The organism is Paenibacillus sp. PsM32, assembly GCF_030433815.1.
In the GTDB taxonomy this organism is placed as follows: Bacteria; Bacillota; Bacilli; order Paenibacillales; family Paenibacillaceae; genus Saccharibacillus; species Saccharibacillus kyungheensis.
The window spans coordinates 31,311-55,377 of the sequence record NZ_JARUWY010000013.1 but is presented as its reverse complement, the minus strand read 5'-3'; the positions used below and the strand labels follow the sequence as shown (position 1 = coordinate 55,377).

The following is a 24,067-nucleotide window of genomic DNA, read 5'->3' as shown; positions in this document are numbered from 1 at the left end:
CTACACGATGAAGGGCGGTTACGTCTGCATGAATAGATCAAGTCAACTTTGGGTGAAGACCCTTTTAGCCGGAACATTAGTATTTTCTACAGTTCCAGCGATTTCGTTTAGTGGTAATACTGCATACGCGGCTACTTCACAGATCACTGTAAACAGCACATCAGATATCGTTGATCAATTGTACAAAGGATTAATGAATCGTAGTGCACAAGTAACATTTACGTACAAAGGCAGTACAGCCAAATTAAAAGCAATGTTACAAGACTCATTTGAGACAGCATTGGAAAAAGATCCATATACAATGTATATCTTGGATAGCTATGGTCTAACATGGCGCAGTAATGCGTATTCTGCTCTGGTAACGGTAGATATGAAGTACCGCGAGACAGTCGCTCAGACTAAATATGTAAATGATCAAGTCGTTCAGACGGTCGCTCAAATTATTACACCGGGTATGAACGATCACCAGAAAGTAAAAGCGATTCATGATTGGGTAGTCCAACATCTGAAATATGATGAAACGTATACACGTTATACGGCTTATGAAGCGTTGCATGATGGTACAGCTGTATGTCAGGGTTATGCGTTATTGACGTATGCATTGCTCAAACAAGCTGGCGTAGAGAACAAAATTGTAGAAGGTACAGCAGGCGGCGAGCTTCATGCTTGGAACCTTGTGAATATCGATGGAAATTGGTACCACATGGATACAACATGGGATGATCCATTACCCGATCAAGGCGATGGAGTAGATACGAATTATTATCTACGTACCGATGCTCAGATGAAACAAGATCATAACTGGACCAAAACGTATCCTGCGGCAAATGTAGCTTACAAGGATACATTGAACACATTAATTGCTTCCGGTGGCGACACTTCAGGATTTTACAAACAATTGGAACAAAACTTAAATTATGCTGTAGATAACTCTCCAGCGGCAGTAGACTCAGCAACAGCTTTAAAAGAACAAGTGAAAAATGCTAAAGCAGGCGGACAATCTTCATTGGTATTCCGTTATAGCGGTAATATCACTAGTTTAAAAAGTGATCTAAGTCGTCTATCTTCTGTAGGGATCAAATCAATCTCCTACACTGTACAATCGCTAGGAAGTTCTAACGATCTTAAAGTTAACTTGTCTTGGAAATAAGATCTAAATAAAAGGTCGATAGACTACATTTATTATTTTTAAAAGAAGGGTCGGATATTATATCCGATCCTTTTTGCTGTTTTATTATTCTTTATCGACGCATTATTCATATCATTTTCACACCTTATAAGCATATAGATATACTCATCTTATTTAGCAAATAAACCAATATTCTCAAAAAAATAAAGAGGGATATCGTATATAAAAAGATAAACGTTAATTCGATATTGTTATACATCTAAAAATGTATATAAATTTTAAACGATGAATATACCTTTTGATAATGTATATTTCTATTTATAAATTAATAAAAATGCTACTTAATAAACAAATATATTAATTAAATATACATAAAAATATCAATAAATTGATTGGTGTAAAGATGCTTTAATATTATATTGTACATAATTGAAAGCGCTTTATAATTAAATGTAGGCGCTAAACGTTGTAACAGTAACAGATAGCGGACTTCGGAAGCAGGAGGCGAACATCATTCATATGAAGCTGAAAAGCAAATTAGTTTTAATGTTGACCTTAACAGCACTTCTTTTTTCTGTTGTACCTAACGGTAAAATTTTTGCGGCAGCCTGGCCATTATCAGGAGATGTCGGTGTCCATGATCCCTCTTTAATTAAAGAAGGAAATAGCTGGTACACTTTTTCGACCGGACAAGGTATTCAAGTTTTAAAATCCGATAATGGCAACAACTGGTATCGTGTACCGCAAGTATTCTTATCTCCTCCAGCATGGTGGAAAACATATGTACCCAAACAAGCAACAAATGATGTCTGGGCGCCTGATGTAAAAACATATAATGGCCGTACATGGTTGTACTATTCGATTTCTTCTTTTGGTTCCAATACATCGGCTATTGGATTAGCTTCAGCAAGTAGTATTGGTGCAGGTAGCTGGCGTGATGATGGTCTAGTATTACGCACAACTTCAGGTTCTAACGATTACAATGCGATCGATCCTGAATTGGTAATCGATGCTTCTGGTAATCCATGGTTAGCTTTCGGTTCATTCTGGAGCGGTCTTAAATTAACCAAACTGGACAAAAATACAATGAAACCAACAGGCAGTATCACTTCGATTGCGGCTCGTCCTAACAATGGTGGAGCAATTGAAGCACCATCAATCACGTACCGTAACGGATATTACTACTTGTTCGCTTCTATTGATAACTGCTGTAAAGGTGTAAATAGTACGTACAAAATTGTCTATGGACGCTCTACAAGTATTACCGGTCCTTATGTAGATAAAAATGGTGTTAATATGCTTAATGGTGGCGGTACGATTTTAGATAGTGGTAACGCTCAATGGAAAGGCCCGGGTGGTGAAGACATCGTTGGCAATAATATTATTGCTCGTCATGCGTATGATGCCAATGATAATGGAGCACCCAAGCTGTTAATTAGTGATCTCAACTGGGATTCCAGTGGTTGGCCTACGTATTAGTAGTCATCAATACAAGGCAAGCTGATCACGATTACTCTTCCTACCAATCATCAGCTCAAATCATAAATAGACGGATCCCTAACTAAAAAAACACCTTCTACCTCTATAGTGCTTGGATAAGCATAGAGTGTAGAAGGTGTTTTTGGATTGAGTGGTATAGCTGTTTTGTTTAATGTTATAGCGGATGACTTTATTTTTTGTCTAAAGAATGCCCGCTATTGAGATCACATTCTGTCAGTGGAACCACTTTTGTATGATTGATCAACTTATATCCTAACCATAAGATAAGAAATAAAGGCACACTGATATATGAAGCGAAAATCGATTTCCAGTCAATAGCTTCCGGTGTAATATACGATAGACTTTGACCCAGAATAACAATAGCACATAACACAAAAGCAAATAATGGGCCAAATGGGAACCATTTTGCTTTGAAAGGCAACTCATCCATACTTTTACCCTGTGCGTAAAAAGCACGACGGAAGCGGTAATGACTAATTGCGATTCCAAGCCAGGTGATAAAGCCGCACATTCCTGAAGCATTAAGTAACCATTGATACACAATTCCATCCCCGAACAAAGAAGCTAGAAAAGCTAACATTCCTACAGCAGTCGTTAACAATAACGCATTTTGTGGAATCCCGCGACGATTCAGTCGTCCGAAGATACGAGGCGCTTTGCCTTCTTTCGCCAGTGCATACAATACACGAGTAGAAGCATACATCCCCGAGTTACCGGCCGATAGAACCGAAGATAGAATAACAGCATTCATGACTGCTGCTGCAAACGCAAGCCCTGCTTTTTCAAATACCAGTGTAAATGGGCTAACACCTATATCGGTTAGCTCACCATTCAAAAGAGAAGGTGTGGTGTAAGGAATAATTAATCCAATCACCAAAATCGCTAAAATATAAAAAATAAGAATACGCCAGAATACCTGACGAATCGCTTTCGGTACATGTTCACGTGGATTTTCACTTTCACCGGCTGCAACCCCGATTAACTCTGTTCCTTGAAATGAAAATCCTGCCGCCATAAATACACCGATAAAGGCTAACAGTCCTCCATTAAACGGAGCATCCCCTACAGTAAAGTTGCTGAATCCTACCGCTTTACCACCGAGAATCCCGAAGATCATTAACACCCCAACAACAAGGAAAAGAATAACAACTACAATTTTGATCATCGCGAACCAGTATTCCGATTCTCCGTAACCTTTAACAGACAGAACATTAAGTAAAAAGATAACCGCTAGAAACAATAGACTCCAGATAAACGAAGAACTTTCCGGGAACCAGTACTTAATAATAATCGTTGCCGCAGACAATTCCGCTGCAATCGTAATCGCCCAGTTGTACCAGAAATTCCAACCCATTGCGAATCCAAAAGCAGGATCAACATAACGAGCCGCATACGTATTGAACGAACCGGATTCAGGACGATACGTTGCCATTTCCCCTAGACTGGTCATTAGAAAATACACCATAATACCTACACAAGCATACGCGAGTAATGCACCGCCAGGGCCTGCCTGAGCAACGGCGCCGCCACTGGCGAGAAATAGACCAGTACCGATCGAACCGCCGAGAGCGATCATTGTCATATGTCTTGCCCGTAGACCTGCTTTGAGTTCACGCGGTGGTGAAGATGGAGAAGATGAAGATGCCATAATAGTTATATACACTCCTTACTGAATTAAGCATATGAATTTATGCTGTGAATAAATAAAGGAAGGACATACACGCAAGAACACAACAAAAAAGACCACGTATATATACGTGATCCTTTAATTATGATCCGCACCATACTTTTCCTTTGTAAAGATAGCTCAACACAGGAATCATCTGTAGATGGTTCACTGTGACAGTTCTGTTCCTTTCGGAGACAGCCCCAGCATAACTAACAACAGAGCATTAGTTATACTTCGGCAACGATACCTTTTTATTTGGGATCAACAGCGGCTCTTACGCTTTCTCCAAATAGACTCATTATAGTTGCGACCTCTACCTCATCGGATATTGTGTGATGAGGCAATTATTATGAAATTAGTGTCATGGATAAGATGACTGTTTTCCAGTATACGTGTAGTCGTTTGATTTGACAACTACTTATATCATGAATCTCTCATGAAGAACAAATGATTGTAATCATTAGCCGTTATCTTTGGCACGACTTTTCGCCATTTGTTGCCAGATTGTACCTGCGGCTTGTTCCCCGGATTCGATTCGTTCTAGAGCCATTTTGGCTTGCAAACTCACTTCAAATTCAGGATCATCAACAGCTAATTCTAATTCGTCACGTGCTTCTTCAGTTCCGACTTCATACAAGAAACGAGCAGCACGCCAGCGCACCAATTTACTGCTGTCTTTGAGTGTAGCTAGCATTGCTGGTGTTGCCGCAGGATCACCAATATCTGATAAAGTATCACCTGCTGTACGACGAACCGCGGCTGATTTATCTTGTAGTGCTTGATATAATAGTTCCATCGCCGCAGGTGTTTTGAGATCACCGAGATAGACGACTGCAAGACGACGCAATTGCATTTTTTCATCAAATAAAGCTTTTTCGATTAAAGGTAAGCTATCTGCATCTGGTTGCAACAGATCAAAAGCCGCATAACGTACACGCCAATCTGGATTTTTAAGTGCTACAGCAATTTCGTCTGCGTTCATTTTACGACGCTGTTCTACAAATTCTTCCTGGCTTGCGCCATGAGAAATCGCTTGTTCGATAATCTTTTTCAACCGATCTTCTGGAAAAGCCGCTTCAAGCTCTTGTTCGACTTCGCGTGCAATATCAGCAAGTTCACCATAACGAACACCATAATCAGTCAATTTGCGTTCTTTGATCATCGTAGCGACTGCTACTTCTGTCACTGCCTGTACAAATCGATCTGCTAGCCCAATACGTTCTTCTTTTGTTCCAGACTTCACCCGAATCTGCATCGGAATCCCGCGGAAAAATTGCACAAATACTTCTGCTTCACCAAAGTGCTCACCTGAGAGATCTGTCGGTACTTCAAATTTATTTTCTACACCTTCTTGACCCATCTGTGCTTGTACTTCATTTAAGATATCCGACCAGTCGGCACTTGCTTTACGATCCAACGCTACAAAGTCTGCGGTATGGAATACACTTTTGACTCCTGTAATATGAAGCATTTGCTGAATAAAAAGAGGAGCAGAGCGTTCATTCGCTAATGTATATGTTTTACGGATACCATGAGGTAATTGCTCATCAAGATGCAACATCATCGTATTCGGACTTGGCGTAGGTTCAATAGATGTGATTTTCATAATGTTGTAGATACCCTCCTTAGGAATCAAATGACTGATACAGCTATAGCCATTTGTTTTAAATTTAATATACTACCATCTTCATATTGTACCCCAAAAGAGGTATAGATGATTGCTCGTTTGTTAATCCCACCAGAAATACCAGAACTCTTGCTTTTGAAGATAAGTAGCATATTGTCCAATCGACTCAAATGATTCCAAAACATACGAGCAGAACATAAAGTGTTCTTGAGCGAGTAATAAAGCTTCTTCATCAGTGACAGGTCTGATAGAGGCTTGTAAAATCCAAATACTTTCATTCACAATAATAGGAATAGCCTTATATTGTTGATGCCAGTACTGGAAAAGAGAAGCTTGAAGTATAGGAGCAGGGCATTCATTGAACCCACCCATAGGAACCATCAATGGAGCGATATATTCTCTGCTATCAGGTAAAGGAAGTGTAATCCATTGATCTGTTGGTTCACTTGCCGCATGAAAATCAGGCCATAACGAATCCACTTGTTGATATGGAATCAATCGCTCATCTAACCACGCATGTCCTTCCCATAATCTGCTATACATCTCATACAATGATGCCCAATTCATATGTTGTATCGACTTAGCTTGTTCAGCTAGATCGGTATCGAGTAATTGATGACTGACCAATGTTCTGAATGTATCCAATACATCCATCTGTTGCAGTAATGCTAACTGTTGATCGACATAATCGGTTAAGGAGTCGTAATCATCTAGCGTATCTTCCATCACTTCCTCAATATTATCATCAGGAATAACAAGTAATGAATAGGGTGTTCCTTTAGGTTGGATAGGAAATGTGATTTCTTTTGCTTCTATAGATAACGGGTTATATGGTTGCAAATAATTCAGTATTTCTGAACTCATCAATATCGTGCTCCTTTATCATCTTAAGTATGTATCTGAGTACTATCTGCTTTTAAATATAACGTAATCACTCCTATCAAAACAAATCAAAAACAACCCGTTCTATGAAAGAAGGGGTTGTTTGAAAGCTCAATCTTATTTCTAAAATAAGTCTGGTATTAGACGACAGCTTGATCGTTGGAAGATTGAAGAGGATCACGAACAATCTTTACATCATAAAAAGAAATTTTATTTTCGATAATATAATCTGGTGTAGAGCCATGAGCATGGGATTCGCGGAAAGCGTCACTTTTAGTCCATCCTTGAAAAGCTTCTTTTGATGCCCAACGCGTACTGATCGTAACTTCTTCGAACTCTTTGCTATTTTGATTAACTAACACTTCAAGTCCCAAAAAGCCTTCCATGTATTCCACTTTGCCTACCTTGTCAAAACGCTCCACAAGTAAATGTGCACTACCTTTAGTTAATTTAGAAGTATTGGTTACAATAATCATATCAAATGACCTCCTGATTGATGATGGGGGATAACCGGCAAAATAAGCGGATAACCACCCTCAAATAGTATTCGAGCTTTCATATGGTAAATGTCCTGAATAAACTCAGTCGTAAGAATCTGTTGTGGAATACCCGACGTAGCGACTTTGCCTTGCTTGAGTGCAATCATATAATCACAATAAGCGACTGCTTGTTGCAGATCATGTAGCACCATAACAATAGTTAATCCAGATTGCGCATTAATCCGTTTTAGCATATCCATGACTTCAAATTGATGCGCAATATCGAGAAAAGTGGTCGGTTCATCCAGTAGCAAAATATCGGTCTGTTGAGCCAGTGCCATCGCTATTCGTGTACGCTGTTGTTCACCTCCAGATAAAGTATGGAACATACGATCTCGATACTGTTCTATCCCTGTCCATTGCATCACCTGATCGACAATTGCTGTATCTGTTGTATTGTGAGCGGTATGCCAGCTTCGTCTATACGGTGATCGACCATAAGCGACCAGTTCATGCACTGTCAATTGAGGAAGCATCTCTTTCATTTGTGGTAGCATCGTAATCGTTGTCGATAATTCACGTAGAGAATAGCTAGTAATCTCACGATCTCCAATATGTACTTGCCCTTGATCTGGCTTGAGCAGTTTTGTAAGCAATCGCAATAAGGTGGATTTGCCAGACCCATTAGGTCCCACAATCGCGGTTATTTGACCTTTTGGCAAAGAAATATCAATCTGATCCAGACGAAAATGACCATTATCCAGACTGAGTTGCTTGCTTTCAATCGCTGCTGTTATTGTAGAAGGATGAATCGACTGTATCATGATAGACCGAACCTTCCTTTCCGTTTTAATAGGAATAAAAAGAATGGTGCTCCAATTACAGCAAGCAAAATACCAACAGGCAATTCAATCGAACCGAACCACGAACGTGCGACAGTATCTGCAAAAACAACGAGTGTGCCACCGCCAATCATCGAGAAGGGGAGTAAAAAGCGATAATCTTCTCCAATCATCAACCGAATCATATGAGGAACGACCAGCCCGACAAATCCGACCAATCCTGCTACACTTACAGCAGCCCCTGCTAGAAAAGCCGACAATAAAATAATAAGCAAGCGATTCATTTCTACCCGTTGCCCTAACAATTGAGCAGCATCATCGCCAAGCAATAATAGATTGGCTGGCTTGATAGCTAATAGTGACAGGATCAACCCGCATACCGCATAAGGCGCCATAAATTCAAGATGATACCAACTTCGTCCATTCAGTCCGCCGGATAACCAGGGAAGAACAGCTTGTACTCGATCACTATAAATGACCATAATCCCGTTAGTTAAGGCACCTAGTAGCGCATTAACAGCGACCCCGGCTAGAATAATTTTTACAGGTGAAGCTCCGCGATCCCATGCCAGTAAATAGATCAATACCGCTGTAACAAAAGCGCCTAAAAAAGCAGTTATCGGAAGTAGATAGCTTAACTGCGGTAACATCACCATCGTGATCATCGCTGTGATCCCGCCACCAGCAGAGACACCGATAATGCCTGGATCCGCTAACGGATTTTTCATTACACCTTGTAACAGTGCTCCAGCAGTAGCCAGACAAGCTCCGACCAACCAGCCAATCATCACACGCGGTAAGCGCAAATCTATCAAAATCGTACGATATGCAGATGGCTCCTGACCCGATAATATCGGTATCACTTCACTCAGTGGAATAGAGATAGAGCCATATAAGACACCATACAGACAAGCGATAATCGATAACAAAGGCAGACTAATAGCGACAAGCCATCGTCTGCGGTTACGTTGCTGTTTGTTCATCTTATGAACGTTCCGGATACAATGTTTGATGAATCAAGTCCAAAGCATCGGTGACTTTAGTTCCAGGGTTAGTGCCGAATAGCGTAGATGGAAGGACTTCCACTTGATTGTTCTGTACTGCTTTGATACTGTTCCATGCCGGATTGTTTTGCATTTCTTTCAAAAAGCCAGCTTTGACTTCATCGGTATTACCATGAGTCATGATCATAATGTAATCAGGATTCGCTTGTACAACCTGCTCTGTATTGAGCTGTGCATACTGCGGAAAGTTTTGCAGACCGGGTAGATTAGCAGCGATATTATGACCACCTGCTACTTCGAGAATATTACCGCTTAATGAATTAGGCAAAGCCGCCATATACGTTCCGGGTGCTCCATACACAAGCAATACATTAGGTTTGGCAGTAGAGGTTTTGGAGTTCAATGTATGGATATGATCTTGTATCTGTTTGTTAAGTTGTTTGGCTTTTGTTTCTTGTTGCAATAGTTGTCCAAACAATGTAATTTGAGTCTGAATATCTTGAATAGAGTTAGCTCCTGTTAAGATCAGCTTAGAACCAATACCTTCAATCGCAGGGATATCTTTTTCATTCATAGGATAATTCCCGAGCACTACATCAGGTTGTAAAAAAGTAATCTTTTCCAGATCGACTTCATGGGTGGAACCGATTTGTTCTACTTGTTCAGCAGCGCTTACAACAGCAGGGCCATTAGAGTTCGGTCGACCGACTACAGTTCCGCCCAGTGCATAGATAATATCCATATCGCCATTGCTGAGTGCAATAATACGCTGTGGGATCTGAGTGAGAGCGATCTGTCTTTTGGCAAAATCAGTAATTGTGATAGAAGCCTGTTGTGCTGTAGCAGCATTAGCAGAAGGAGTAGTAACATTCGTTGATGCCGCTGAACTACATCCGGTCATTACAAATAAGAGCAGAGCAGATGACCAGAGCAATGATGATTTCATGAGTATCCTCCTATAATTACTTTCGTTGCAAATGATAATCATTTTCAATTAAATTGTAACTAAATGATAATGAATATCAATTGAGTTGTCAATTGAAAATAAAATATTTTAGTTAAATTTTAGGATGAATTGGATATTGAATTTGAAGGCATATATAGGAAAAGGAATTTGAAAAAAGATAATTAAAATTCATATATCACAGATTTTATGATGATATTAACGTATTGACAACCACTGGAAGGTTGCTCTAATATCGGAGTTGTATCCACTTTGATTTGCGATCTTTTATCGTGAAAGGAGAGAATGAATCGCTCGGTAAGAGCTTATTTTTTTAATCTTAATTGAGAATGATAATCATTTAAAATTAAAGATTTTAGGAGGAATGCTGTCCATATGTATAAACGATATTCCGTAATCATACTTTCGCTCTTGATGGTTAGTCTGTTCGTCATAGGGATAACGCCTATCAATACGATACAAGCGGCTTCTTCCAAATTGGCTAACGGTACATATACCCTCAAGTACGACGTATTAAAAGCGGAAAATAATTCAGTCTCCATGGCAAATGATTACTTTGAGAAACCTGCCAAGTTATACGTGAAAAATGGAAAAATGACGATGCAGGTACAACTCAATCATAGTGAGTGGACCACGCAATTCAAAGTGAAATACAAAGGCAAGATTGTGGATACGAAAGTGATTCAAAGCAATAGCAAAAAAGATACACGGATTGTGCAATTTCCGATTGCCGATCTCAAAAATCCTATTGTATCTAAAATTCATGTAACAGTGAGTTCATACAATTATGATCATGACTATACGATTCGCTTAGCTTTAGATTCAAAAAGTCTGAAAGCGATCAAAAAATAAAATAAAACTAATAGGAGTGTGTTGAATAATGAACGCAGTAATGAACCGTATGGAAAAATGGGATTTGAAAAAAGTATTAATCGTTTTGATGATGGCAGCTTTAGCATTTGCAGTACTGGCTCCATTGTCAGCCAAATCAGCACATGCAGCTCTAGCAAACGGAACATATAGCGTAGATTATAAAGTATTAGCAGATGGTACAGAAAATACGTCTCGTCTAGATAGTTATGTTGTGAAGCCAGCTACAGTAACAGTAGTCAATGGCGTGAACACTGTTCGCTTAACGATCAAAAGCAGTAATTTAATTACAGCATTCAAAGTAGAACAAAATGGACAATTGGTAGATGCGACTGTAGTAAGTACAGATACGTCTGCTAACACAAGAGTAGTTGAGTTCCCTGTAGCTAACTTGGATAGCAAAGTAAATGCGTATGCAGAAATCAAAATCCCTGTGATTAATTACACAGGTAAATATAACGTACAACTGCAATTTGACACAGACAGTATCTAATTTAGAACGCTATACTATTCTATTGGCAGTGGGGTGCGATAGATGAGTACGGATTGGCTTGAATGGTTAGATGTATGGCTTCAAATATGTAGACCACTACCTGTAGAAAAGAGGATATATCGATGAATATGATGATAAATACAGTAGAAAAATTTTCATTCAAAAAAGTAGTCATGATGTTGATGATGGCGGCTCTAGTATTTGCAGGACTATCTCCATTTTCTGCAAAATCAGCACATGCTGCTATTCCTAATGGTACGTATTCTATTGATTACGTTGTATATGCAGATGGAACTACTAATGCTTCGTATATGGATAGCTCCGAGTATTCAGTCAAACCAGCGACTCTTGTCGTTACAAATGGTGTAGCTAAAGTCAAAGTAACATTGAAGCACAAAGACTGGATCAAATCATTTAAAACACAACAAAATGGTACGTATGTAGAAGCGACCACGACAACAAGTGGCGATACTAAAACCTTTGAATTTCCGGTAAGCAACTTATCTGCTAAAGTGAACGCGCAAATTCATGTCGTAGTTCCTGCCGAAATCGCTGGCGTTCCTTACGACCATACGTACACAGTGCAATATTTGTTTGACGAAGATAGCATCTAACATATCTTCATCTATGTAAAAAAGTATTCCAAAATACAACGTACTTCTCTGGAGCTTTTATGTTCTAGAGAAGTCTATTTTATTAACAGGGGGATTATGAACTTTGAAAATGCAATTTAGAACTTATTTGATCGTATGTACTGTATTTTTGATGATGTTATCGTTGGTATCTCCGACGTTATCGGCTGTTTTTGCAGAAGAGACAAGCCCTTCATCAAGCAGTGCTTCAGGATCAAGTGTAACTGACGATACGTATTCTTCTTCAGGCGCAACGTCTGAAGCAACAAGTCCGGCAACAACCCCTGCTACAGAAAAGCCATTATTTACAGTACAATCGAGTCAAAATTCAGTCACTACCGCTACATATGACACTTATGCAGACGGTGAATACACTATTGCTTACCAGGTGACGCGCACGAATGCTTCTGGAAAAGTTGTTGCTTCTAATATATTTAAATATCCTTCCAATGCGAAGACTCCAGGACAAATGATTATCAAAAATGGTCAATATCATTTCTTATTTGCAAGCGAAAATGCCTATTTATTTACCCAATTCAAAGCTACTGAGAACGATCAGACTCAAGATGCCAAAGTAACTTTAGATGATGGAAGTACGACTAAAGGGACAGTTGCTTTTGATGTATATGACATGTCCAAAGAAATCAATATTGCTTATACATTTAACGGATCTTCTTATAATGAACGGTTAACACTTGATCCTTCCACTTTGAAAGTTATAGACAAAACACCGCCTGTTATTCCAGTTGAACCTGCGACAGGAACGGAAACTTCTATTGCATATACAGTATTAAAAGATGGAACAAATGAAACATCGATGATGGATAGCTATTTGCAAAAGCCAGCTAAATTAATCACCAATGGAACCAAAAAGTATATTCAACTGACATTAAATCAGAGCAGTTGGATCAAAGCATTACAGACAGATATCGATAAAGATGGAACCTATACGGATGTAGGATTGATCTCTGCAAATGAAACAGCCAATACACGTTTGGTACAGTTTGAAGCAGATTCATTATCCCAAACCAATCCGGTTATCAATGCCAAAGTGCATGTTGTAATGCCAGCAGGTACGATTCCCAATATGGGAGCTTATGATCAATGGTATACGGTTCAATTTAATTTTGACAAAGTTTCGATTCCGTTATCGTTACCCGATGGGCAGTATAGTCTCAAGGTTGCGACATTAAAAGAAAAAACAGATGATCCTTCGTCAATGGCTGCCTATTTTGGTAATCCCGCAACAATAGTAGCTAAAGATGGTAAGTATCAAGTCATTATGAATATTGTCAAAGATAGTTCAGTGATTACTTCTTTTCAAACAGAATACAATGGAGCATTGACCGAGACGAGTATCGTCAGTACAGACGCCACAGCGAACACGCGAGTCGTTTCATTCCCGATCGCTAATTTAGAATCGATAGTCAAAGCCCAAGTGCATATCAAAACAGCATATGCAGGTTCAGTGTATGAAGCCGATTATCCAATTCGTTTTAAATGGGATACAAACAGTGTTGGCCCGGTAGTCCTGCCTGTTCCAGATCAAACGACTCCAATTAATTATCAAGTATTCAAAAATAACAGTAGCGAAATATCCGTCATGGATGACTATGTAGAAAAACCAGCTACATTCATTATCAAAGATGAGAAAAAGTATATCCAACTTACACTTAAAAATAGTGCTTGGATCAAGTCATTACAAGTCGACGGCAACGGTGGGAAAAATTATACCGATGTGACTGTTATTTCGACGGATGTAGCAAAAAATACGAGAGTCATTCAATTTGAAGCAGAACATTTATCCAAAACGAATCCTGTTTTAAATGCTTATACACATGTAGTGGTTCCACCTGAAGTTACACCTGATTATGATCATTACTATACGATTCAATTCAAATTTGACAGTATGCAATTACCAGAACCGACAACACCAACAGTGCCTACACCTGTAGTACTGGACAATGGAACGTATAGTATTCCGATGTCTACGTTAAAATCAACATCAGATGCGGTATCGACAATGGGTAGTTATTTCGATTCCAAAGTGACATTGACCGCAGTCGATGGTAACTATCAAGCTACGCTAAAAGTGATTAAAGATAGTTCAGTAATTACGGCTTTTAAAACAGAGCAAAAAGGCACACTTACAGATACTCAAATCGTTAGCGAAGATAAGATCAACAACACAAGAATCGTTACATTCCCTGTGACTGATCCGAGCCGTCCACTAAATGCTCAAGTGCATATCAAAACAGCATATGCAGGCTCCGTATATGAAGCTGACTATGCTATTCGTCTTCAATTCGATCTAGATAATATGACAGTGATTCCTACTACGCCAGAAGAGCCAACTACACCAACAGTACCTACGAATCCGGGTGAAGTGGCAGACGGGAAATATAGTGCTAACTTTGTAGCTTATAAATTTAAAGAAAAAGAAGAATCGGTGATGAATGGATATGTATTACATCCAGCAACAGTCATCAAACGTTCAGGTAAGCTATATGTGCAAATTACTTTAAAAGAAAGCGATTGGATCAAAACATTTAAAGTAGGCGGAAGTGATGCGCAAGTCATTTCGGCAAGTGGTAATCAACGTGTAGTTCAATTTCCAGTGAAAGACTTGTCAGAGACGATCGTTGTTAATACACATGTTTTTATTCCAGAAGGTGAAGTTGCAGGTTTAGGTGTCTATGATCATACGTACAATGTTGATTTCAAATTTGGCCCGCTAGGACCTTATGAAGAACCAAAAGCATCCACCACATCTACGCCAGTTATTCCATTGGATTACGATAAATTAAGCAATGGTAAGTACAAAATGCCTTTCCAGGTTCTTGTACCTAATTCATCTTCAGATGCAGTGTCTCCTGTGCAACGTTTTCTATCTAAAGATGAACCTGCTCAATTCGTAGTTGAAGGAGATCAACGGTATGTGATCGTAACTCTTCAAGATGCCAAAGAAGTAAAAGCATTACGTGTTAGCAATAATGGAGTCTATACAGATGCAGAAGTAACAGCAACCGATGAGCAAGCCAACACCAAAACAGTACGTTTCAGTGTAGCTGATTTTAAAAAGAATATTGCTGCGCAATTAGTCACAAGCAGTGGAGTGAGTATAGCGAGTACTCCGACAGATAGTGACAATAAGAACGAGACAGTCTATGATTTTGAATTTAAATTTGATACTGCCAAAGTCACCAAAGATACAACCGAGACGACCACAACAGTAGAAAAAGGAACCAATACCATCGAAGATGGTGAGTATACCGCTCAATATCGCATTTTACAAAATGGTAGTGAACAAGATTCTGTACTGGCTGATTATGTAGATCAGACGGCTCAACTGACTGCGAAAAATGGCAAAGTCTATGCCACGATTACGATCAAAAATAGTCAGGCTGTACCTACATTCCAGACTGATTTCGAAGGGAAATATACCGATCCAACGATTGTGACAAACACAGCAACAGACAACGCTCGTACGATTACATTTGAAGTGCCTAATCTGGATCAAAAGCTAAGTATTTTCAGTCAAGTGTCTATTCCAGATCGTTATATGAACAATGAGAAAATGGGCGGACAAATTATATTTGATCGCAATACACTCAAAGCAAATGGAATCGAAGAAACAGTAACAGCACCTGCTCAAGACACACAACCAACAGTATCAACACCAAGCCATCCGACAACAGAAGTAACAGAACCACAAGCTACAACAGAACAAAAATACACGATTGCTTATAAAGTATACAAAGATCAAAGTAACGAACTATCCGTGATGAATGACTATGTAAACAAAAAAGCGACCTTAATCGAAAAAGACGGTAAAACATTTGCTCAAATTACACTGGATAAAAGTAGCTGGATGCCGGTATTGCAAGTGAAGCAAAACGGTACTTTGCAAGATGTTGAAGTGATCTCAACATCAGGTGATCAGCGTGTAGTGCAATTTGAAGTAGGTGATTTATCTCAAAAAATCAGTGCATACACCCATGTGATTGTGCCTGGATTAGTTATCGGCGGTGTCGCTTATGATCACTGGTACACCGTACAATTCCAGTTTGATCTAGCAAGCAAAAAAGAGCAGTAACTCGATCAATCTAATGATCATGTCTGTGAGTCTTGGTGCGATTGTGCCAGGACTTGTAGGCATGTAAGGGACAATCGATAGAAAGAGGGGAAATCAGTGAATGTAAAATATACAGCATGGTTGTGGGTCATTGTTCTTGTATTAGCCGGGTGTTCAACAGGTGCTAGAGCAGAACAATCTACATCCGCTAATCCATCTGCAACCGATTCAGCTTCATCTGCACGAATTGTCGCTACCACTGTAGCCATTACCGAAATTATGTCTGCGTTAGATCTTCCTTTAGTCGGTAAACCAACCAGTACCAAAACATTACCTGAACAATATAAAGATATTCCAGATGTCGGTAACCCGATGAGCCCTGATATGGAAAAAGTATTATCTCTACAACCGACAGATGTATTGTCTGTAACTACGCTTCAATATGATCTTGAACCCAAATTTAAAGATTTAAATATGAATGCTGAATTTTTAAATTTTGAAAGTCTGCAAAAAATGGAAAATGAAATTTTGAAAATGGGAACCAAATTTGATCGCGTAGCTAAAGCTAAAGAAATTACAGGTCAGCTAGATGCCAAAGTAGCCGCAGTAAAAAAGGCAACCGCAGGCAAAAAATCACCTAAAGTATTAATTCTTCTCGGCGTACCGGGCAGTTATTTAGTAGCTACCGAACATTCGTATATTGGCGATCTAGTCAAAATTGCAGGTGGAACCAATATTGTACAAGGAGAAAGTGTAGAATATTTAGCTTCAAATACTGAATATTTGCAAAAGTCTAATCCAGACATTATTTTGCGTGCTGCTCATGGTATGCCAGAAGAAGTCGTGAAGATGTTTGACGAAGATTTCAAAAGTAATGATATCTGGAAGCATTTTAATGCAGTCCAAACAGGGCAAGTGTATGATCTGCCTGAACCGTTATTTGGTACGACCGCAAGTCTTTCTGCTCCGCAAGCTTTTGATGAATTATTGAAAATGATGTACCCTTCCTCCTAATCGATCATATGAAGGATGTTACTAATGATAACTAAACCATCTACTGAATATGTGCAACAAGAAACTGAATATAATGTATCTCACCAACCTGTGTATTCTCGTCAAAACCGCAAACGACTATGGAGCTTTATTGTCGTATGTTTACTACTGATCGGGGTTGTTTTATTTTCAGCAATGACCGGTAGTCTTAAAGTAGGGGCATGGCAATTGGTACACGGTCTATGGACAGGTACTGATAATCAGGTCAATGTAGTCCGAGATTTGCGTCTGCCTCGCATTATTGTAGCGATGATGGCAGGAGCGGCACTGGCAGTAGCAGGGGTGTTGTTACAAGCTGTGATGAAGAATCCGTTAGCCGATTCTGGTGTGATCGGAATATCTTCTGGAGCGGCTTTGGTGTCTTTGATTGCTGTGACTGTATTTCCAACCTTATATTTCTGGATGCCTTTGTTTTCGTTTTTTGGCGGTGCGCTGGCATGTCTAATGGTATATGGATTTTCATGGAAATCTGGACTGCATCCGATTCGCTTAATATTGATCGGTGTAGCGGTTAATGCGATCTTTTCAGGGCTCGGGCAATCATTTAATTATCGGGGAAGTTATGCAGTCACCAGTATTAATCAGGTGACCACCTCTACATTAGCGATGAAAAAGTGGGTCGATGTTGAGATTATTTTGATGTATGGTGGACTCGGGCTGATTCTAGCAATGCTTGTTTACTCATGGTGTAACTTTCTAGCGTTACAAGAAAAAACAGCCAAAAACTTAGGTCTGCATGTGACTCGTGCACGGCTTATCATTTCAGTGATTGCTGTTATTTTGGCAGCCACGGCAACAGCTATTGCTGGAGTGATTGTATTTATCGGACTATTGATTCCTCATATTGCAAGGCAACTGGTAGGATCAGATCATAAATGGTTGATTCCTTTTTCAGCAGTAGCAGGAGCCTTATTATTACTACTAGCAGATACACTAGGTCGAACCGTACTGGCTCCTAATGAAATTCCAGCTTCGATTATTATGGCGGTCATTGGCGGCCCTTTTCTGATTTTCCTCATTACAAGGAGTGACCGTATCTATGGACGTTAACGATATTACTTTTTCGTATGATAGTCGTATTGATCGACTACATCAAGTGAATGCTCAGATTCAGGAAGGTAAAATCACTACCATTATTGGGCCTAATGGATGTGGCAAGTCTACATTACTGCATGTGATGTCTAACAATGCTGTACCCCGTCTCGGGCAAGTGATACTGGATGGCAAGCAAATTGCTCAGTACAAACCCAAAGAATTAGCACGTAAATTAGCTGTAGTGCATCAGCAAAATGAAGCACCAGCAGATCTTACGATCGAAAAGCTAGTTAGCTTCGGGCGATTACCACACCGTACATTATTTAGCAGTTCTCAAGAAGAAGATGAACAAGCGATCGAGTGGGCGCTAGACTGTACGAATTTACAAAGTAAAAGGTTCAGTACACTTGATCAATTATCTGGTGGCGAACAGCAACGGGTCTGGATTGCTATGGCACTTGCACAGCGAACACCGATTCTTTTTCTTGATGAACCAACGACCTATTTGGATATGTATTATCAATTAGAAATTATGGAATTGATTCACGATCTCAATGAACAACATCAACTGACGATTGTGATGGTATTACATGATATCAATCAAGCGATTCGATACAGCCATCATCTGATTGCGATGAAAGAAGGCGCGATTGTCGCCAGTGGATTGCCGACAGATATGATCACTACCGATCTTATTCGTGATATTTATGGAGTCGAAGTGCTTGTTAGACGCGATCTTGAAGCAGGTCTGCATCTAATTCCGATAGGGATAGGGCAGTAATAGGATCGCTTGTAAGTAGTGCTTTTTTGTCTATTGGATCTAGGCTTGACGAAGTGTAGCTTGATACGCTTTTTTGAAAATAGGGTAATAGTGGAAAAAGAAAAGCACTGAGGAGAGTGAGTAGCACATGCCGAAGATTCGCTATAACAATATGGATAATGTCAGTACGGATAAGACCCTCAAACAACTACGGCAATGGCGTGAAGAACGACGACTCAAAAATAAAGACTATTCCTATGTAGTGCCTAATCATCCACCTGAGATGGATTATTTACATCATAATCGTGAAGATGCTTCGATTACATGGGTAGGGCATTCTACCTTTTTTATACAATACGAAGGATTGAATATCGTTACTGATCCTGTATGGGCAAGTCGAATGGGCTTTCAAAAAAGAATAGGACAGCCCGGAATTCCGATTGTAGATGTTCCTCCAATCGATATTATTTTACTTTCTCATGCTCATTACGATCATATGCATATTAGTTCGATTCGTCAGCTTTACCGTAGTTCTACACTGATTATCGTTCCACAAGGGCTCAAAGCCAAAATGAAACGTAAAGGATTTGCACGTTGCCATGAAATGCAGTGGTGGGAAACGTTTAAAGTAGGCGAGATCAATATTACGTTTGTACCCACTCAGCACTGGAGTCGGCGTACATTGTTAGATACCAATACATCACACTGGGGCGGGTATATTATAGAACCTGTGCATCATCCTGTGAGTTCAGAGCAGGCGGAACATCCTACTCATCATTCTATTGAAGAGAAAGTGCCGCCAACGATCTATTTTGCTGGAGATAGCGGTTATTTCCCGGGGTTCACTGAAATTGGTAAACGCTACAAGATTCATATTACATTGATGCCGATAGGAGCCTATGAACCTGAATGGTTTATGAGCTCTCAACATACGACACCAGAAGAAGCAATTCGTGCTTTTTGCGATGTACAAGCCGAAACGATGATTCCGATGCATTACGGTACATTCCGTCTGGCTGACGATACTGCCCGCGAAGCATTAGATCGATTAGAAGCCGAACGACAACGTCTGGAGATCGCTGAAGAACGTATTCGTGTACTGGCTCATGGCGAGACTCTAATTGTGCATGGTAATGCTCAGTCTAAGCTATAAACAGATAAGATGTAGAAAGAATACATGTATTGATAAGATAGCAATAAATATGGCATATTTCGCCGTTTAACTGAGTTGAAGTTAAACGGTTTTTTGCTTTGCTGGATGATCGTGATATATCAAGTGATATTTTAACTGAGCAACTCACTTCAAATATTCCAGCACATTTTTTCCAGTTTCCTCAATACTGCTGTTCGATTAGATGGTGTTGTGTGGTATACTATTGCCATCGGCAATTTTATGAAAACAGCGATGCTTATTTTCATAGAGGTCAACACGTCTACAACAAATACTTCACTAACGATAAGGATGGTAATGAATACATGATCAATACAACAGGTGTCACGCTTCGCTATGGTAAGCGCGCGCTTTTTGAAGATGTTAATATCAAGTTCACACCGGGTAACTGCTATGGTCTAATCGGTGCGAATGGTGCAGGTAAATCTACATTTTTAAAAATTCTTTCTGGTGAAATTGAGCCTAACCAGGGTGAAGTCCATATTACACCGGGCGAACGTTTAGCTATTTTGAAACAGAACCAATCTGAATATGATGAATTTCCGGTGCTAGAGACTGTTATGATGGGTCACAAGCGTCTGTACGATATTATGAAAGAAAAAGATGCATTGTATGCCAAAGCTGATTTTACAGATGAAGATGGTATGCGTGCAGGCGAATTGGAAGCTGAATTCGCTGAAATGAACGGTTGGGAAGCAGAATCCGAAGCAGCAGAAATGCTAAACGGTCTGGATATCAAAACCGATATGCAATCCAAATTAATGAAAGAGCTTGGCGGTAACGAAAAAGTTCGCGTATTGCTGGCGCAAGCATTGTTCGGTCATCCGAATATCCTGTTACTGGATGAGCCTACCAACCATTTGGATATCGATTCGATTCACTGGTTAGAAAATTTCTTAGCCGATTATGATGGTACAGTTATCGTAGTCAGCCATGATCGTCACTTCTTGAATACCGTATGTACGCATATTGCCGATATCGACTTTGGTAAAATTCAAATGTATGTGGGTAACTATGATTTCTGGTACGAATCCAGTCAACTTGCTCTACAATTGGGTCGTGAACAGAATAAGAAAAAAGAAGACAAAGTCAAAGAACTACAAGCCTTTATCTTGCGTTTTAGTGCGAACAAGTCCAAGTCCAAACAAGCGACTTCTCGTAAAAAAATGCTCGACAAAATTACGCTTGATGATATTCGTCCTTCGAACCGTAAATATCCATTTATCAACTTCAAAGGTGAACGCGAAGCAGGTAAACAGTTATTGTTAGTAGATGGTTTGACGAAATCTATTGATGGCGAAAAAGTAATCGACAACTTAACATTCACAGTCAACAAAGGCGATAAAATTGCTTTGGTTGGTCCAAATGGATTACCAAAAACAACGTTATTCCAATTGTTGATGGGTGAGATTGAACCGGATTCAGGTACATTCCAATGGGGAATTACCACCTCTCAAGCTTATTTCCCGAATGATAACTCGGCTTACTTTGATGGCGTAGAAGATACATTAGTAGACTGGTTACGTCAGTATTCCAAAGATCCAGACGAATCATTCCTACGTGGTTTCTTAGGACGTATGTTGTTCTCTGGTGACGAAGCGCTGAAAAAAGCGAACGTTCTATCTGGAGGAGAAAAAGTACGTTGTATGTTGTCCCGTATGATGTTAATGGGCGGTAACGTATTGCTACTAGACGAACCTACCAATCACTTGGACTTGGAATCTATCACAGCACTCAATAACGGTTTGACTGATTTTGATGGTACGATTATTCTAACGTCTCATGACCATCAGTTTATCCAAACGATTGCAAACCGTATTATCGAAATCACACCAACAGGTCTGATCGATCGTATGATGAGCTATGATGAATACTTGGAAAACAAAGAAGTTAAAGAAATGCGTGAACGGATGTACCCTGTACAAGTATAAGGATAGCAAAAGGATAAGATTAGAGTGAAACAGCGGCTCTTTACGGAGAGCCGTTTTTTATTTGCGCTCAGAGAAGGATTTTTTTGTGTAGAAGATAGTGATCTATATAGAAAAATTCGGCTCATTTTTCCTATGGGCAAAAATGTTGTATAGTCGTTACAAGATTTCGTCTGTCATACAACATTTGCTTGGTCTCACAACGTTTGACCTAACCTAAAACGTTTCTCTAGACCCACTATGTATTCGTTTGATAAGATAAACAAGCTCTACAGACGTATATGTACACAGGATATTTAAAAAAGATAATCTCAGCATTTTTGAATGCTTAATTTATAGCAGGGGGAACAAAATGGTTGATGTATATCAAAATATTAAGGCAGGGGAACGCGGAGCATGGGTTAGCATTATTAGCTATCTGGTATTGTCTGCTTTCAAATTAGTTATTGGTTATCTTTTTTTATCAAGTGCACTCAAAGCCGATGGGCTTAACAACTTAACAGATATTGTAGCTTCATTAGCTGTGCTGATCGGGTTGAAAATTTCGAGAAAACCGCCTGATTCTGATCATGCGTATGGACATTTCCGCGCAGAGACAGTTGCCGCGTTAATTGCTTCTTTTATTATGGCGATGGTAGGCATACAGGTGCTCGTAGATGGTGTACAATCCCTGTTCGCAGGACGTGAAGAATCTCCGGCTTTATGGACAGCAGGTGTAGCTGTACTATGCGCTGTAGTGATGTATTTCGTATATCGCTATAATATTAAGCTTTCAAGACAAACGGGCAGTCAAGCGCTCAAAGCGGCGGCTAAAGACAATCTATCTGATGCGATGGTGAGTATAGGAGCAGCAGTAGGGATTATCGGTTCTCAATTTGGTATGCCGTGGTTAGATATTGTAGCCGCTCTTGCCGTCGGATTAATTATTTGCAAAACTGCCTGGGAAATTCTAAGTGAATCAATGCATCGCTTAACTGATGGATTCGACGAAAAAGAATTACCTGGACTGCGTCAAACGATCGAATCGATTGATGGAGTTGAGCATATCAAAGATATCAAAGCTCGTGTGAATGGAAGTCAGACGTTGTTAGATGTAGTGATCGAGGTACAGCCGGATTTAACGATTATCGAAAGTCATGATATTACGGATGAGATTGAAGCCAAAATGGAATTAGTTCATAATATCCGATATGTTCATGTACATGTAGAACCAAAAACGATCAAATAAACACTACATTATATTGTATAAAGGGGCAGCTTACATGTCCGGTACACGTTCTACCACTCGGCGTATTCATTTGTGGATCATTTGGATAATCAGCATCATTTTGGTAATAGGGATTGCAGGAGCAGCTACATTATATTGGGCAGCAGCGCCTGAACGCCAGCTTAATCTGAACTATACAGATATAGATACAACATCCAAAATTTTAGCAATGATCGAGACCAAAAAGTTACAGACGACTATTTCTGAAGATGAATTTAATCAATTAGCCAAAAAGGAATTGATAGATCGTGAAGATGAATTTCCGGTCGGTCTGAAAATGACCGGAGCGCAATTCACTCTGTATCATGATACGGTCAAAGCTGATCTAACAGGAACATATTTTGGTATTCCTTTTGGAGCAATACTTGATTTTCATATTAGACGAGAAGATAATTTTTTGATTTTGGATCATCAAGCGACTCATGTTCGTCATGGAAATGTGCAAGGGGCACTGATTTCTCCTATTCGAATATCGTTAACTAAATATTTCCCTGCTATAGCAAATGTAAGCCAGATGGAATTTGAACAAGATCATATTCAAGTATCATTCAAGCTCAATTTGATGAGTCTACCCCGATTGTTATTGCGATAATGATAACGGGTACTTACATAACAAAAACGCTTATCTCTTGAAGAGATAAGCGTTTTTTGGTGTATTATAGTCATTTCTAACCGATTAGTGCTTTG

The 24,067-nt window shown here is 39.6% G+C and carries 20 protein-coding genes and 1 riboswitch; of the genes, 13 read left to right on the top strand and 7 right to left on the bottom strand.

Going from position 1 to position 24,067, the window contains the following annotated elements; genetic code table 11:
• The first annotated feature begins 28 nt into the window (after window positions 1-28).
• Window positions 29-1,150, top strand: coding sequence for a transglutaminase domain-containing protein (locus tag QCD85_RS20090; protein WP_273613593.1), 1,122 nt, complete (start codon window positions 29-31; stop codon window positions 1,148-1,150).
• 525 nt (window positions 1,151-1,675) lie between these two features.
• Window positions 1,676-2,608: a glycoside hydrolase family 43 protein gene (locus tag QCD85_RS20085; RefSeq protein WP_273616359.1), complete on the top strand. Its 933-nt coding sequence runs from the start codon at window positions 1,676-1,678 to the stop codon at window positions 2,606-2,608.
• Window positions 2,609-2,798: 190 nt separating this feature from the next.
• Here the strand turns inward: QCD85_RS20085 and QCD85_RS20080 are convergent, their stop codons facing one another.
• From QCD85_RS20080 to QCD85_RS20050, 7 genes are all read right to left on the bottom strand, one after another.
• Entirely contained in the window at window positions 2,799-4,277 is a 1,479-nt protein-coding gene (locus tag QCD85_RS20080) for an amino acid permease (protein WP_274171880.1), read from the bottom strand.
• A gap of 147 nt (window positions 4,278-4,424) precedes the next feature.
• Window positions 4,425-4,622: riboswitch (Lysine riboswitch) on the bottom strand.
• Window positions 4,623-4,758: 136 nt separating this feature from the next.
• Window positions 4,759-5,904 (bottom strand): virulence factor, encoded by a 1,146-nt coding sequence (locus tag QCD85_RS20075; protein ID WP_301263687.1) that lies wholly within the window; start codon window positions 5,902-5,904, stop codon window positions 4,759-4,761.
• A gap of 123 nt (window positions 5,905-6,027) precedes the next feature.
• Complete coding sequence (locus QCD85_RS20070) at window positions 6,028-6,789, bottom strand: DUF4253 domain-containing protein (RefSeq protein ID WP_301263686.1); 762 nt, start codon at window positions 6,787-6,789, stop codon at window positions 6,028-6,030.
• Between the two features lie 158 nt (window positions 6,790-6,947).
• A complete protein-coding gene (gene isdG / locus QCD85_RS20065) occupies window positions 6,948-7,283 on the bottom strand; it encodes a heme oxygenase (RefSeq protein ID WP_273613589.1) in 336 nt (111 codons plus the stop codon).
• Window positions 7,280-8,110 carry an ABC transporter ATP-binding protein gene (locus QCD85_RS20060; protein WP_301263685.1) on the bottom strand — a complete coding sequence of 277 codons (831 nt, stop codon included), beginning with the start codon at window positions 8,108-8,110 and terminating at the stop codon, window positions 7,280-7,282. Before QCD85_RS20060 ends, isdG begins: the two co-directional genes overlap by 4 nt.
• Complete coding sequence (locus QCD85_RS20055; protein WP_301263684.1) at window positions 8,107-9,111, bottom strand: FecCD family ABC transporter permease; 1,005 nt, start codon at window positions 9,109-9,111, stop codon at window positions 8,107-8,109. Before QCD85_RS20055 ends, QCD85_RS20060 begins: the two co-directional genes overlap by 4 nt.
• Before the next feature lies 1 nt (window position 9,112).
• On the bottom strand, window positions 9,113-10,078 hold the full coding sequence (locus tag QCD85_RS20050; protein WP_301263683.1) for an ABC transporter substrate-binding protein: 966 nt from the start codon (window positions 10,076-10,078) through the stop codon (window positions 9,113-9,115).
• Window positions 10,079-10,471: 393 nt separating this feature from the next.
• Between QCD85_RS20050 and isdC the strand changes: the two genes are divergently transcribed.
• The 11 genes from isdC to QCD85_RS19995 all read left to right on the top strand — a co-directional run bounded on the left by isdC (window position 10,472) and on the right by QCD85_RS19995 (window position 23,972).
• Entirely contained in the window at window positions 10,472-10,948 is a 477-nt protein-coding gene (gene isdC / locus QCD85_RS20045; RefSeq protein WP_273613585.1) for a heme uptake protein IsdC, read from the top strand.
• Window positions 10,949-10,976: 28 nt separating this feature from the next.
• Entirely contained in the window at window positions 10,977-11,459 is a 483-nt protein-coding gene (locus QCD85_RS20040; protein ID WP_273613584.1) for an NEAT domain-containing protein, read from the top strand.
• 122 nt (window positions 11,460-11,581) lie between these two features.
• Entirely contained in the window at window positions 11,582-12,073 is a 492-nt protein-coding gene (locus tag QCD85_RS20035; RefSeq protein WP_273613583.1) for an NEAT domain-containing protein, read from the top strand.
• A gap of 109 nt (window positions 12,074-12,182) precedes the next feature.
• Window positions 12,183-16,187 (top strand): NEAT domain-containing protein, encoded by a 4,005-nt coding sequence (locus tag QCD85_RS20030; RefSeq protein WP_301263714.1) that lies wholly within the window; start codon window positions 12,183-12,185, stop codon window positions 16,185-16,187.
• A 96-nt stretch (window positions 16,188-16,283) separates the two neighbouring features.
• Window positions 16,284-17,180, top strand: a complete 897-nt coding sequence (gene isdE, locus QCD85_RS20025; RefSeq protein ID WP_301263682.1) for a heme ABC transporter substrate-binding protein IsdE — start codon at window positions 16,284-16,286, stop codon at window positions 17,178-17,180.
• A 24-nt stretch (window positions 17,181-17,204) separates the two neighbouring features.
• Window positions 17,205-18,269, top strand: coding sequence for a FecCD family ABC transporter permease (locus QCD85_RS20020; protein ID WP_301263681.1), 1,065 nt, complete (start codon window positions 17,205-17,207; stop codon window positions 18,267-18,269).
• Complete coding sequence (locus QCD85_RS20015) at window positions 18,259-19,035, top strand: ABC transporter ATP-binding protein (protein WP_301263680.1); 777 nt, start codon at window positions 18,259-18,261, stop codon at window positions 19,033-19,035. Before QCD85_RS20020 ends, QCD85_RS20015 begins: the two co-directional genes overlap by 11 nt.
• A 127-nt stretch (window positions 19,036-19,162) precedes the next feature.
• Window positions 19,163-20,167, top strand: a complete 1,005-nt coding sequence (locus QCD85_RS20010) for an MBL fold metallo-hydrolase (RefSeq protein ID WP_273613578.1) — start codon at window positions 19,163-19,165, stop codon at window positions 20,165-20,167.
• Between the two features lie 323 nt (window positions 20,168-20,490).
• Window positions 20,491-22,116: an ABC-F family ATP-binding cassette domain-containing protein gene (locus QCD85_RS20005; protein ID WP_301263679.1), complete on the top strand. Its 1,626-nt coding sequence runs from the start codon at window positions 20,491-20,493 to the stop codon at window positions 22,114-22,116.
• Between the two features lie 349 nt (window positions 22,117-22,465).
• Window positions 22,466-23,341, top strand: coding sequence for a cation diffusion facilitator family transporter (locus QCD85_RS20000; RefSeq protein WP_273613577.1), 876 nt, complete (start codon window positions 22,466-22,468; stop codon window positions 23,339-23,341).
• 34 nt (window positions 23,342-23,375) lie between these two features.
• Complete coding sequence (locus QCD85_RS19995; RefSeq protein ID WP_301263678.1) at window positions 23,376-23,972, top strand: hypothetical protein; 597 nt, start codon at window positions 23,376-23,378, stop codon at window positions 23,970-23,972.
• Window positions 23,973-24,067 lie beyond the last annotated feature (95 nt).

Bases quoted from the DNA above. Each gene is read 5' to 3' on its own strand.
- isdC (WP_273613585.1), top strand. From the start codon at position 10,472: ATGTATAAACGATATTCCGTAATCATACTTTCGCTCTTGATGGTTAGT.
- QCD85_RS20080 (WP_274171880.1), bottom strand. From the start codon at position 4,277: ATGGCATCTTCATCTTCTCCATCTTCACCACCGCGTGAACTCAAAGCA.
- QCD85_RS20075 (WP_301263687.1), bottom strand. From the start codon at position 5,904: ATGAAAATCACATCTATTGAACCTACGCCAAGTCCGAATACGATGATG.
- QCD85_RS20030 (WP_301263714.1), top strand. From the start codon at position 12,183: ATGCAATTTAGAACTTATTTGATCGTATGTACTGTATTTTTGATGATG.
- QCD85_RS20090 (WP_273613593.1), top strand. From the start codon at position 29: ATGAATAGATCAAGTCAACTTTGGGTGAAGACCCTTTTAGCCGGAACA.
- QCD85_RS20015 (WP_301263680.1), top strand. From the start codon at position 18,259: ATGGACGTTAACGATATTACTTTTTCGTATGATAGTCGTATTGATCGA.
- QCD85_RS20005 (WP_301263679.1), top strand. From the start codon at position 20,491: ATGATCAATACAACAGGTGTCACGCTTCGCTATGGTAAGCGCGCGCTT.
- QCD85_RS20000 (WP_273613577.1), top strand. From the start codon at position 22,466: ATGGTTGATGTATATCAAAATATTAAGGCAGGGGAACGCGGAGCATGG.
- QCD85_RS20040 (WP_273613584.1), top strand. From the start codon at position 10,977: ATGAACGCAGTAATGAACCGTATGGAAAAATGGGATTTGAAAAAAGTA.
- QCD85_RS20085 (WP_273616359.1), top strand. From the start codon at position 1,676: ATGTTGACCTTAACAGCACTTCTTTTTTCTGTTGTACCTAACGGTAAA.
- QCD85_RS20010 (WP_273613578.1), top strand. From the start codon at position 19,163: ATGCCGAAGATTCGCTATAACAATATGGATAATGTCAGTACGGATAAG.
- isdG (WP_273613589.1), bottom strand. From the start codon at position 7,283: ATGATTATTGTAACCAATACTTCTAAATTAACTAAAGGTAGTGCACAT.
- QCD85_RS20035 (WP_273613583.1), top strand. From the start codon at position 11,582: ATGAATATGATGATAAATACAGTAGAAAAATTTTCATTCAAAAAAGTA.
- QCD85_RS20060 (WP_301263685.1), bottom strand. From the start codon at position 8,110: ATGATACAGTCGATTCATCCTTCTACAATAACAGCAGCGATTGAAAGC.
- QCD85_RS20055 (WP_301263684.1), bottom strand. From the start codon at position 9,111: ATGAACAAACAGCAACGTAACCGCAGACGATGGCTTGTCGCTATTAGT.
- QCD85_RS20020 (WP_301263681.1), top strand. From the start codon at position 17,205: ATGATAACTAAACCATCTACTGAATATGTGCAACAAGAAACTGAATAT.
- QCD85_RS20070 (WP_301263686.1), bottom strand. From the start codon at position 6,789: ATGAGTTCAGAAATACTGAATTATTTGCAACCATATAACCCGTTATCT.
- QCD85_RS20050 (WP_301263683.1), bottom strand. From the start codon at position 10,078: ATGAAATCATCATTGCTCTGGTCATCTGCTCTGCTCTTATTTGTAATG.
- QCD85_RS19995 (WP_301263678.1), top strand. From the start codon at position 23,376: ATGTCCGGTACACGTTCTACCACTCGGCGTATTCATTTGTGGATCATT.